The 11,643-nt window shown below is 70.1% G+C and carries 11 protein-coding genes; 2 read left to right on the top strand and 9 right to left on the bottom strand.

Annotation, left to right across the window (positions count from 1 at the left end):
- Nucleotides 1–39: 39 nt before the first annotated feature.
- The gene (locus GGR12_RS15005; protein ID WP_183205356.1) at nt 40–225 is read right to left on the bottom strand and encodes a hypothetical protein; all 186 of its coding nucleotides are present in this window, start codon (nt 223–225) and stop codon (nt 40–42) included.
- Between the two features lie 60 nt (nt 226–285).
- Here GGR12_RS15005 and GGR12_RS15000 point away from each other — a divergent pair, with 60 nt between their 5' ends.
- Nucleotides 286–654: a VanZ family protein gene (locus tag GGR12_RS15000; protein ID WP_183205354.1), complete on the top strand. Its 369-nt coding sequence runs from the start codon at nt 286–288 to the stop codon at nt 652–654.
- Here the strand turns inward: GGR12_RS15000 and GGR12_RS14995 are convergent.
- The 4 genes from GGR12_RS14995 to GGR12_RS14980 all read right to left on the bottom strand — a co-directional run bounded on the left by GGR12_RS14995 (nt 644) and on the right by GGR12_RS14980 (nt 5,481).
- Nucleotides 644–1,657 carry a M48 family metallopeptidase gene (locus GGR12_RS14995; protein WP_183205352.1) on the bottom strand — a complete coding sequence of 338 codons (1,014 nt, stop codon included), beginning with the start codon at nt 1,655–1,657 and terminating at the stop codon, nt 644–646. The two genes, GGR12_RS15000 and GGR12_RS14995, sit on opposite strands and share 11 nt — an antisense overlap.
- Nucleotides 1,658–1,661: 4 nt before the next feature.
- Nucleotides 1,662–2,288 (bottom strand): polysaccharide biosynthesis/export family protein, encoded by a 627-nt coding sequence (locus tag GGR12_RS14990; RefSeq protein WP_183205349.1) that lies wholly within the window; start codon nt 2,286–2,288, stop codon nt 1,662–1,664.
- 95 nt (nt 2,289–2,383) lie between these two features.
- Nucleotides 2,384–3,178, bottom strand: coding sequence for a tyrosine-protein phosphatase (locus tag GGR12_RS14985; protein WP_183205347.1), 795 nt, complete (start codon nt 3,176–3,178; stop codon nt 2,384–2,386).
- A 104-nt stretch (nt 3,179–3,282) separates the two neighbouring features.
- Complete coding sequence (locus GGR12_RS14980) at nt 3,283–5,481, bottom strand: AGE family epimerase/isomerase (RefSeq protein ID WP_183205345.1); 2,199 nt, start codon at nt 5,479–5,481, stop codon at nt 3,283–3,285.
- A gap of 413 nt (nt 5,482–5,894) precedes the next feature.
- Between GGR12_RS14980 and GGR12_RS14975 the strand changes: the two genes are divergently transcribed.
- Nucleotides 5,895–7,841, top strand: coding sequence for a polysaccharide biosynthesis protein (locus tag GGR12_RS14975; protein WP_183205344.1), 1,947 nt, complete (start codon nt 5,895–5,897; stop codon nt 7,839–7,841).
- Between the two features lie 9 nt (nt 7,842–7,850).
- On the opposite strand, the gene GGR12_RS14970 is transcribed toward GGR12_RS14975, so the two are convergent.
- The 4 genes from GGR12_RS14970 to neuC are packed head-to-tail and all read right to left on the bottom strand — an operon-like array spanning nt 7,851 to nt 11,641.
- The gene (locus tag GGR12_RS14970; RefSeq protein WP_183205342.1) at nt 7,851–8,411 is read right to left on the bottom strand and encodes a sugar transferase; all 561 of its coding nucleotides are present in this window, start codon (nt 8,409–8,411) and stop codon (nt 7,851–7,853) included.
- 4 nt (nt 8,412–8,415) lie between these two features.
- Nucleotides 8,416–9,891 (bottom strand): aminotransferase class I/II-fold pyridoxal phosphate-dependent enzyme, encoded by a 1,476-nt coding sequence (locus GGR12_RS14965; protein WP_183205340.1) that lies wholly within the window; start codon nt 9,889–9,891, stop codon nt 8,416–8,418.
- A complete protein-coding gene (locus GGR12_RS14960; RefSeq protein ID WP_183205338.1) occupies nt 9,892–10,509 on the bottom strand; it encodes a NeuD/PglB/VioB family sugar acetyltransferase in 618 nt (205 codons plus the stop codon). It lies immediately after the preceding gene.
- 1 nt (nt 10,510) lies between these two features.
- Complete coding sequence (gene neuC / locus GGR12_RS14955) at nt 10,511–11,641, bottom strand: UDP-N-acetylglucosamine 2-epimerase (RefSeq protein WP_183205330.1); 1,131 nt, start codon at nt 11,639–11,641, stop codon at nt 10,511–10,513.
- Nucleotides 11,642–11,643 lie beyond the last annotated feature (2 nt).

Below are 11,643 nucleotides of genomic sequence, written 5' to 3'. Positions count from 1 at the left end.
TGCGAGGGTGGAGAGGGCGGTCAAGCGTCGAGAGTCGCGTCAGCTGCGCGGCCCCATTTGATCGTCATCCGAGAGAGAACGGTCGGCGCGCTCGCCGCGCGGCGCAACCGGCGCCCAGCTTACTTCGCTGTAGAGTCCGGCGCCTCGTCCGGCGTATGGAGCAGGCTCGATGCCCCGATGCGACGAACGGAAGCGATCGCGCGTGTCGGTGATGCGTGTCGCCATGTCGGAACCCTCCAACGGAACCCCTACGCCCCCATGACCGGAAGAGAGCGCACGTCCCCGATGCCCAACTCATCGTGGGCGAAGACGTTCCGCGCCGGAACGATGATATGCGCGATCATCGTCGCATGGCTGGCGTTCCGCCCGACGCCCGACGTCGACATGGGCGGTCAGTGGGACAAGCTGAACCACGCCGCGGCCTTTCTCACGCTGACGATCCTGGCTGGTTGCGGCTGGCCGCGGACGTCCGCGCTGCGGATGGCCGCGATCATGCTGGCGGCGGGGGTGGCGATCGAGTTGATCCAGGGCTTGCCGACGATCGGACGGGATGCGGACGTGTTCGACGTGGTCGCCGACATGACCGGTTTCGCGCTGGGCTGGCTGGCGCTGACCGGCGGTCGGTTGCGCCGGAGGTTGGGCCTCAGGGAATAAGCGCCCGGTCCGCGGCCTTCAGGTCGGCGATATTGGCCAGCACCGGCTGCAGCGCGCGGCGGCGGCCCGAGGCGTTCTCATAGACGCCGCCGGCGTTGATCTGGGCATAGCTGGCGCGGCCGTCGGCCTGTTCGTAGCGGGTCAGGAATTCGACCGCCTTGTACGGATCGAAGCCGGCGCGGGCGACGAGGAACAGGCCCATGCGATCGGCGTCGGCCTCGGAGCGGATCGACAGCCCCTTGGTCATCGAGATCGCCCAGTTCGAGGCCCCGCGGACACCGGTGACGTCGGGCTGGGTGCGGTGCTCGAGCACGGCGTGGGCCAGTTCGTGGCCGAGGATGAAGGCCAGCTGGTCGTCGTCGGCCGCGAGGCCGGCCATGCCGTCGGAAATGAAGATGTAGCGGCCGTCGGCGCGGCTGCGCAGGGCGCCGGTGACCTCGACCTCGGTCGGATAGGCGCAGGCCGCCTGCGGGCGGATCGTGACCACGCGCTCGACGCCGTCGCGGCGGACCTTGAGCTCGACCCGGCCGCGGGCGGCGGCGGCGTCGAGGACGGCGATGTTGGCCTGCAGGCCCTCGTAGGACTCGGCTCCGTCCTGTCCGCGTTCGAGCGGACGGCCGTCGACCGCCAGGATCAGGTCGCCGCGGGACAGGCCGGCCTGGTCGGCGGGGCTGCCCGGAGGGGCGGCGAGGACGCCCGGCAGGTCGCCGTCCAGCCCGTAGCGGGCCACGGCCAGGGGGCGCAGCTCGGCGCCGTACTGGCTGGCGGACTGCAGCGTCCAGCCGGCGCGGGTGCGCACGACCGGGCAGAGCTCGGCGTTGGCGACGGCGAGACGCCAGGAGACGTTGGCGACGCGGATGTCGAGGGCGTTCAGGGCGTCGAGGCGCGCTTCAGGCCCGGCCTCGACCACGCCCGCCTTCGGCGCCGGGTGGCCGCAGCAGGCGAGCCCGGGCGCGAGGCCCAGGACCACGACGGCGGCGAGGGTGCGCGCCCGGATGGGCATGGCTCTAGAAGGCGGCGAACATGGCGAAGGCCGGCAGGGCGCCGATGACTTCGCGGAACGCGCGGTTCAGCTTGGAGATGTCGACCACGATGACGTCGTCGCCGAGCACGGTGGGGTCGCTGGCGCGGCCCTGACGGATGGCGGCGAGATCGAACAGGGCGACCGAGCGCTGGCCGTCGATGGTGCGGAAGACGGCGACCGTGGTCAGGTCGGCGACATTGGTCGGACCCTCGGCCATGGCGACGGCCTGGAGCAGCGAGGTCGTGCCGCGCATCTCGTAGACGCCCGGCTTGATGACGGCGCCGTCGACGGTGATCTTCTGGCTGGCGGCCTCGGTGACCGTGACGGTCACCTGCGGATTGCGCAGGTACTGGGCGCTGAGCTTCTCGGCGATCTGCACCGACAGTTCGCCCGAGGTCATGCCCGAGGCCTGGACCGCGCCGATCAGCGGCATCTGGATATTGCCCGAGGTGTCGACGGTCAGTTCATCGAACGACAGGTCCGGCACCTGGAAGACGCGGACGCTGAGCTTGTCGCTGACGCCGATGCGGTACTCGGCCGGGCGGGCGGTCGAGACCTGCGTCGTCTGCATGTCGACCGGGCGAGCGGCGGTGACCTGCGTGATGTCCATGTTCCGACCGCCGCCGCAGCCCGCGAGAAGAAGGGCGGGCGTTGCGATCAGTACCAGCGGAAGGGTGCGCATCATGGGTGACGGTACCTTGCAGATCATGCGGCCTTGAACAGCCGCTTGAAAAAGCCCGGTCGGTTGACCGGACGAGGGGAGCCGACCGCGGGTATGACCGAAGCAGGCGTAACATTTTCGAGCACGGCGAGGGGTCGGGTCAACACCATGTCCTTCGCAGCCTGGTCGCCGAGTCGTTTCGAAACCGCTTCGACGGCCTCCGACAGGATCGGGGAACGGCTGCGCAGGTTGTGGGCGTCGGTGGCCAGGATGTGGACGATGCCCTCGTCGACCATGCGCTCGGCCCAGTACTGGGTGCGTTTGCCGAAGCGGCCGGTGACCGAGCCGGCGGTGATCTGCATCCAGGCGCCGGCCTGGGCCAGCTGGACCATCAAGTCGTAGTGATCCTCGATCCAGCGCAGGCGCTCGGGATGGGTGATCAGCGGGTGGAAGCCGGCCGCCATGCAGTCGAACACGGCGTCGGCCATGCGCGGCGGGGCGGTGTTGTGCGGCGGCTCGAACAGGAAATAGCGGGTGTCGGCGAGGGTCAGCTTGGTCCCTTCGCGCAGGCCCGAGGCCAGGCCGGGCACCAGATGGACGTCGGCGCCGGTCACCAGACGCAGTGGGATGTCGGCCTTGTCGAGTTCGGCCTGCAGGGCGACGACCGCGGCGCGCACGCCCTCGGACGTGTTCTCGTAATAGCCGGGCATCATGTGGGGCGTGCAGGCGGTGACGGTGATCCCGTCGGCAACGGCCATGCGCGCCATCGCCAGCGAGGTCTCCAGATCAGGAGCCCCGTCGTCGATGCCCGGAAGCATGTGGCAGTGCAGATCGATCAAGTCAGTCTCGCATCACGAAAACGCCCCTGGGGAGAGGCGGTCTTACCTGGACAGGGGATGACAGGACCGCCCCCGCGGCTCGCCTCAAACGCAGTGGACCGAATTTAGTTCAATCCCGTCGGCGCGGCTGGAACCAGGCCGTCCGACGCCGCCCGGCAGACCTGATCGAAGGCCCCGACGATATGATACAGCGAACTTGCCGGGGCCGGTTCGTCGACGAACGCGCCCGAGGCCTCCAGCTTGTCGCGCCACGTCCCGTTCGGCTGCAGATACAGGGCCAGCGCCGTCGCCGCCTTGCGCGCCTCGGCCAGCCGCTGTTCGCGCTCGGAGCCCTCGGCCAGGTCGGCCATGGCCAGGGCCGCGCGCAGCCACTCGGTCTGGGGCCACAGGCGGGCGCGGCCGCTGCGGATCGACAGGCTGTCGTCCAGCTCGTCCACGGCGACGCCGCGGCGCGGATCGACCCCGCGCAGGCCGTGAACATAGAGCCGCTTCGCCGCCGCCATGATGCGATCGTCACCACGCGCCAGGGCGTGGCGGGACAGCAGCCAGCTCCATTCGAACTGGTGGCCGGGCTCGACCAGACGGCCATCCTCGCCCGGGGCGGGACGCCAGTCGGCGTCGAAGAACTCGCGCAGGAAGCCGCCGTCCGCATCGATGAAGCGGGTCATGGCCAGTTCGGCGACGGCGTCGGCGATATCGTCCCAGCGCGGATCGACGCCGCGCGCGGCCCAGGCCTGGGCGGCCTCGAACAGATGCATGTTGGCGTTGGCCTGGAAGGGATGGTCACCACCCTCGCGCCAGCCGCCGTTGGGCAGGCGTTCGGCCAGCAGGCGCTCCAGCATGACCGCGGCCTGGGCCTCGCAGCGCGCGGTCTCGATGCCGGCGGCGTGGACGGCGGACAGGGCCAGCAGGGCGAAGGCCTGTTCGTACAGCAGGGCGGCGTCATCCAGCACCGAACCGTCGGTATTCAGGGCGTTGCGCACCGCGCCGTCGGCCCGGACATAGCCGTCGAGGAAGCGGTTCAGCCCGCGCTCGACCCGTTCGCGCCACGGCCCGGCCCAGCCCTGGGCGCCGGCGCGGGCGAAGACGTAGATCTGGCGCGACTGGACCCGGGCGCGGCGGCGGGTCTCGGCGGCCCGGCCCTCCAGCGTCAGGGTCTCGACGAAGGCGCCGTCGGCGTGGGTTCCCAGGGTCGCCCACAGCGGCAGGGCGGCGGTGCGCATCCAGTCGCCGAAGCGCTGGAACGGGGCGATCTCCGAGGCGGCCGGGACGTCGGCGTGGCGCGGGGCCTCGGCCTTGACCCGGTCGACGATGACCTTGACGTCCTGGGCCCGCGACAGGTCGCAGACCAGCACGGCGTCGGACTCGGCGATGACGGCGATGTTGGAGACGCCCAGGGTGGCCACGACCATGCCGTCGGCGGCGCGGACCAGGGTGTTGATGCTGTCGACGCCGATGTGCAGACCCATGTGGCCCGCGCCGGTGGCCAGCACCGAGTCCCAGGCGCCGACGTCTGACCATTCGAAATCGACCGGCAGGACCGAGGTGCGGTCGCTCTTCTCCATCACCGCATAGTCGATGGAGATGCGCGGGGCCGAGCGGAAGGCGTCGGTCAGGCGCACCAGCCCACCGCTCAGGTCGGCGGGCAGGGCGGCGCGGGCGGCTTCGGCGATGCCGGGGGCGTGGCGGGCCAGCTCGTCCAGCAGGGCGGCGGCCGAGACGATGAAATTGCCGCTGTTCCACAGGAAGCCGTCGTCGAGGTAGCGGGCGGCGGTGGCGGCGTCGGGCTTTTCGACGAAGCGCTTCACCGGCGACAGGCCCGGGCTCTCGGGACAGATGTAGCCGTAGGCCGACGAGGGCCAGGTGGGGGTGACGCCGAGGGTGACGATGCGGCCGCGGGCGGCCTCTTCCGCGGCGGTGCGGACCGCGGCGCGGAAGGCGTCCGCGTCGGGAATGTGATGGTCCGAGGCGATGATGGCGGCGACGCCGTCGGGATCGCGGCGCTGGATGAAGGCGGCGGCGGCGGCCATGGCGGGACCGGAGTCCCGGGCCTCGGGCTCCAGCAGGATGGTGGCGTCGACGCCGATGGCGGCGAGTTCCGACGCGATGGCGTCGGCGTGGCCCAGGCCGGCGACGACGACGACGTCGCCCTCTCCGGCCAGCGGGGCGACCCGCAGCACCGTCTCCTGGAACAGGGAGCGCGCGCCGGTCAGGGGCAGGAACTGCTTGGGACGTCCGGGACGCGAGGCGGGCCACAGACGCGAACCCGCGCCGCCGCACATGATCACCGGATAGACCTTCATCGTTTCCCCGCGGACGCCCCGATCGGGGACCACTTCTAGAGCGTTGCGGCGAAAACGTCTTCGCCCGTTTTTCTGTCCCCCGGTGTCAGTGCCGATGCAGCGGGAATGCGGCCGTCGAGCAAGCCGCCCAGGGACAGGAAGTCGCGGCGGATGAACGGGTTCCTAGCTTCACCATACGTCAACTGCGTGGCATAGGGGCGACACATTCCGGGTCACGCGGTTTCGCGCCGGAACTTTTTCGGCTTCGGCCCATTGGCCGCATTCGGGTCATTTCGCGGTGAAGCTGCGACGTGCCCGGGACGGTCGGTGGGCAAACTTGAAAGGGCGATCAGGCTTCGTCACTCGCTTTAGGGCATGTCGCTAATACTCTGGCGGCATTCTCGGAGGGACAACCCTGATCGGGCAGGTCTGAATTGAGTATCGCGAGCGCGTTTTTCGTCCGGACCCTGAAGGTCGCCGCCCGTGCGGGCATTCGCATGGCGGCGGTGATCGGAGGATATCTGGTCGCTTCGGGCCACGCGGTCACCTTCAGCGCCCTGCTGAACTCCACCGAGGCCGCCTGGCCGCACGCCGTCGCCTTCGCCGTGCTGGGCTTCGGCCTGGACCTGTTCTTCCGCACCGACCGGGCGCTGTGGCGCTATGTCTCGATCGTCGACGTGGGTCCGATCGTGCGCACCTCGGTGCTGTCGGCGGGCATCTTCCTGGCCTTCAACTTCTTCCTCGAGCGCGGCGCCTCGCTGCCGCGTTCGACCCTGCTGATCGTGCCGGTGCTGGACATCGGCATGACCCTGGCGCTGGTGCTGCTGCGCCGCATCGTCCACGACAAGGAGGCGCTGCGCGCCATAGCGCCGTTCGTCGGCGCGCGTGACGACAGCATGCCGCTGATCATCGTCGGCGGTATGGACCGGGTCGAAACCTTCCTGCGCGAACTGGCCCGCAGCGGCGAGAAATACCGTCCCGCCGGGATCGTTACCGACACCGCCGGCGCGGCCATGCGCGAGCTGCGCGGCGTGAAGGTGCTGTCGGGCGTGAAGGCGGCCGCCGACATCCTCGACGACCTGACCGACCACGACATTGAGGCCGCCATCGTCTTCCTGGACGATTCCCTGGCCCCGGCCGATTTCGGCGTCGAGCGGCTGGGCCAGCTGCGCACCCGCGGCGTGCACCTGCTGCGCGTGCCGAGCCTGGTCGAGGTGGGCGGCGGCACCGACGAGCCGGTGATGCGCCGGTTCGAGCTGGAGGAGCTTCTGGCGCGCCCGCCGGTGCGTCTGGCCGACGGTCCGCTGCGCGCCCTGGTCGCGGGCAAGCGGGTGCTGGTGACAGGCGCCGGCGGCTCGATCGGCTCTGAAATCTGCCGTCAGGTTGCCAGTCTCGGCTGCGGCCATCTGGTGCTGATCGACAACTCGGAATTCGGTCTGTTCAAGATCGACCAGGAGATCGAGACCCGCTGGCCGACCCTGTCGCGCCGCGAATATCTGTACGACGTCCGCAACAAGGCGCTGCTGTACGAGGCCTTCGGGGGCGAGCGTCCGGACGTGGTCTTCCACGCCGCCGCCCTGAAGCACGTGCCGATGATGGAAAAGCACCCGTGCGAAAGCGTGCTGACCAATGTCGTCGGCACCTGGAACGTGGCCGAGGCGGCCAATGCGGCGGGCGTGAAGCACATGGTCTTCATCTCGACCGACAAGGCCGTCGATCCGCCGAACGTCATGGGCGCGACCAAGCGTCTGGCCGAGGCGGTGGTGCGCGCGCAGCAGACGGGCGACGGCGGTCATACGCGCTTCAGCGTCGTGCGCTTCGGCAATGTGCTGGGTTCGGCCGGTTCGGTGGTTCCGACCTTCCGTGCACAGATCGAGCGGGGCGGGCCGGTGACGCTGACCCACCCGGACATCGAGCGCTACTTCATGACCATTCCCGAGGCGGTGCAGCTGGTGCTGCACGCCACGGCCCATTCGGCGGAGCAGCCGGACGGTCCGCTGGGCGTGTTCGTGCTGGACATGGGCAAGCCGGTGAAGATCCTCGACCTGGCCCGCCAGCTGATCGGCCTCTACGGCAAGGTCCCCGGCAAGGACGTCGAGATCGAGGTCACCGGCCTTCGCCCCGGCGAGAAGCTGTTCGAGGAACTGGTCGATTCCAGCGAGGTCGCCGAGATGTGCGGCCAGAGCCTGATGTGCGTCACCGACCGCATCCAGGGCGCGCGGATGACCGAGCAGACGGTGCAGAAGCTGGAGCGGGTCGCCCGCGCCGGCGACAATCTCGCCACCCGGTCGCTGATCTTCGAGGTGCTGGCCAGCGTGCGGACGGTCATGCCGGACGGCGACCGGCCGGGCGCCGACGTGGTCTCGATCAAGCGGGCCTGACGTCTCCGCCTAGTGCGAAATGTCCCGGGCGCGGAGGACCTTGCCGATGGTCATCCAGATGGTCTTCAGGTCCATGCCGAAGGTGCGGTTCTGAAGGTATTCGACGTCCAGCCTGACCTTGTCGGGGATGGGCAGTTCGTCGCGGCCGTTGACCTGGGCCCAGCCGGTCAGGCCGGGGCGCAGGGTGTGGACTCCGGCCTCGGTGCGCAGGGCGATCAGGTCGTCCTGGTTGAACAGGGCCGGGCGCGGCCCGACGATCGACATGTCGCCGATCAGGATGCTCCACAGCTGGGGCAGTTCGTCCAGGCTGCTCTTGCGCAGGAAGCCGCCGATCGGCGTCAGCCAGACGGTGGTGTCGGTCAGCAGATGGGTGGCGACGGCCGGGGTCTCGATCCGCATCGAGCGGAATTTGGGCATTTTGAACAGGCGGTTTTCGCGGCCCACCCGGTCGGACCAGTAGATCGCCGGGCCCTTCGACGTCGCCTTCACGGCGACCGCGGCGGCCAGCATGACCGGCGAGAGGACCACCAGCGCCCCGGCCGCCATCACGAAGTCGAAGGCGCGCTTCACCGGATCAACGGGCCTTCAGCGCGCCGCGCATGGCGTCGATGATGCGGGCGATCTCCTCGGGGCTCATGTTCGAGCCGGAGGGCATGCACAGGCCCTGATCGAAGATGCGGTCCGACACCGGCTCGTTGCCGTGGGCGAAGTGGCGGCAGTGGCTGAACACCGGCTGCAGGTGCATCGGCTTCCACACCGGGCGGCACTCGATCATCTCGTCGGCGAGGCGGCGGATGACTTCGGAGGCGGTGCTGCCGGCGACCTCCGGATCGAGGGTCAGGGCCGAGAGCCAGCGGTTGGAATAGCTCCACTCCGGCTCGGGCTGGAAGGCGAGGCCGGGGATGTCGGCGAGGCCTTCGCGATAGGCGTCATAGACGGCGCGGCGGGCCTCGACCCGTTGCTCCAGCACCTGCAGCTGGCCGCGTCCGACGCCGGCCAGGATGTTCGACATGCGGTAGTTGAAGCCGATCTGGCTGTGCTGGTAGTGCGGCGCCGGATCGCGGGCCTGGGTGGCGAGGAAGCGGGCCTGCTGGATCAGCGCCTCGTCGTCGGACACCAGCATGCCGCCGCCCGAGGTGGTGATGATCTTGTTGCCGTTGAACGAATAGACGCCCATCAGGCCGAACACGCCGGACGCCTTGCCCTTGTAGCGCGCGCCCAGGCTCTCGGCGGCGTCCTCGATGACCGGCACGCCGTGGCGGTTACAGATCTCCAGGATCGGATCCATGTCGGCCGACTGGCCGTACAGGTTCACGACGATGACCGCCTTGGGCAGCCAGCCCTCGGCCTTCGCGGCGTCGAAGGCCTGTTCCAGCGCGCGGGGCGACATGTTCCAGCTGTCGGGCTCGCTGTCGATGAAGACCGGCTCGCCGCCCTCGTAGACGATCGGATTGGCCGAGGCCGCGAAGGTCAGGGTCGAGCAGAAGACCCTATCGCCCGGCTTCACCCCGAGCATGCGCACCGCCAGGTGGATGGCGGCGGTGCCGGACGAGACGGCGGCGGCGTGCTTTGAGCCGACCAGGGCCGCGATCTCGTTTTCGAAGGCGTCGACGTTGGGGCCCAGCGGGGCGATCCAGTTGGTGCGGAACGCCTCCTCGACGAAATACAGCTCCGCCTCGCCCATGTGCGGCGTCGACAGCAGGATCGGCGCGCCTATGTCGCGGCGGTTCAGCACGCGGACCACGCGGCCCTCGCCGTCGATCAGCGGCAGGTGGTTGATCTCGTTGGCGTCCATCAGGGCCAGGGCGGCCTTGCGGGTGACCTCTTCGGGGGCGGTGACCGACTTCAGATCCGGCAGCCGCTCCAGGCTGTCGCCCATTTCGGAGCCCGCCAGCAGCAGGCGGCGCAGGTCGCCGTCGGTGACGGTGCGCTGGAAACGTCCGCCCTCGTCGACCAGCAGCAGCATCTGCATGCCCGAGGCGTTGATGGTCGCCATGGCGTCGCGGATGGTGGCGGTCCGGGGGGCGCTGAAGGAGTCGACTTCGGTCATTCAGGGGGCTTTCGGGGCGGCGGGGACGCCGGTCCAGGTCTGGTCGGGGCCGATGTCGCGGGTGACGACGGCGCCCGCGCCGACGGTGACGTCGTCGCCGATGGTGACGCCGGGCAGGACGACGGCGCCCGCGCCGATCAGGCAGCGCGCGCCGATGGCGACGCCGCCGCCGAGGCTGGCGTTGGGGGCGATGTGGCTGAAGTCGCCGACGAGGCAGTCGTGATCGACCACCGCGCCGTGATTGACGATGACGTGCCGCCCGATGCGGGCGACCGGGCCGATGACGCTGAGGGCGGCGATGAAGCTGCCGGGCTCGACGGTGGCGAAGCGGGATATGACGGCCGCGGGATGGACGATGGACGCGGGCTCGGCCCCGGCGGCGACGGCGGCCGCGGCCAGCCGCTCGCGCGCATCAGCCGATCCGATGGCGATGTGGAAGCGCCTGCCGGCGAGCGAGGGATCGATCTCCGGCGTTTCGACCGGGGCGCCCAGAAGGTCGGCGCCGGTCAGGCCCGAGCGGCCGTCGCGGACGACGATGTCGGACCGGTCGGCTCCGCTTTCCAGCAGGGCGTCGATGACTACCCGGGCGTGCCCCCCGGCGCCGATCAGGTGGATCATCTCAGTATCCGTTGACCTTCATCATCAGGGTTCCGTCCAGCGGCGTGGTGGCCAGCAGGCGGGCGATGCGTTCGCCGGCGCGACCGTCGCCATAGACGTTGTGCGGCGCCAGCCGTCCCTGCGCCAGCAGGCGGGCGACGCCGTCGGCCAGCGCGGCCTCCGTCGCCGGGACGTCCAGCACATTGGCGTTGCGCTCACGCAGGTTCTGGCGCGGGCCGACGTTCAGCACCGGCGTGCCGAAGCTGGCGGCCTCGATGATGCCGGCGCTCGAGTTGCCGATCATCAGGTCGGCGTGGGCCATGGCGGCGATGAAGGCGGGGCGGGCCAGGTGGGTGCGCACGGTCAGGCCGGGCTGGCCCTTCGCCTCGCCGAGAGCCTCGCGCACGCCCTCGCTGCCCGCGTCGGCGTTGGGCATCAGGGCCAGGGTCTGCAGGCCGGCGTCGGCGAGCGATTTCAGGATGCGGCGCGTGTCGTCTGCGGCGGTCTCCGCCTCCTGCAGCACGGGGTGATAGACCATCAGGGCGAACGGCCGCGCCGGGTCGAGGCCGTGCAGGCGCAGCACCTCGTCGCGGTCCGGCAGCTCGCCGTCCATCAGGCCGTCCAGGCCCGGCGCGCCGGTGACGTGGATGCGGTCCGGATCCTCGCCCATGCGCACCAGCCGCTCGCGTGCTTCGTCGGTCGCCGCGAAATGCAGGTGGCTGAGTTTGGAGATGGCGTGCCGCACCGGTTCGTCGACGGTGCCGGAGCGCTCGCCGCCGTGGATGTGGGCGACGGGGATGTTCAGGTGGATGCCCGCCAGCGCGCCGGCCAGCATCTCGCCGCGGTCGCCCAGCAACAGGACGGCGTCGGGCCGCTCGCTTTCCAGGGTGTCGACGAAGGCGGAGACCATGGTCCCGATATTCCGCGCCATGGTCGCCCCGGTCGCGGGCTCCAGCGGCACGGGCACGCGGGCGGCGATGCGCAGACCGGCGGCCTCGATCTCCTCGACCGTGTTTCCGTACCAGGGCGACAGGTGCATGCCGGTGGCGATGACCGCCAGGTCCACCTCCACATGGTCGCGCAGAATCTGCAGCGTGGACCGCATCAGGCCGAAGTCGGCGCGGGTGCCGCTGATGTAGCAGATGCGCCGCATGC

Source organism: Brevundimonas lenta, from assembly GCF_014196335.1.
GTDB lineage: Bacteria > Pseudomonadota > Alphaproteobacteria > Caulobacterales > Caulobacteraceae > Brevundimonas > Brevundimonas lenta.
The sequence above is the reverse complement of the archived record's forward strand: the minus strand, read 5'-3'. Positions and strand labels throughout refer to the sequence as shown.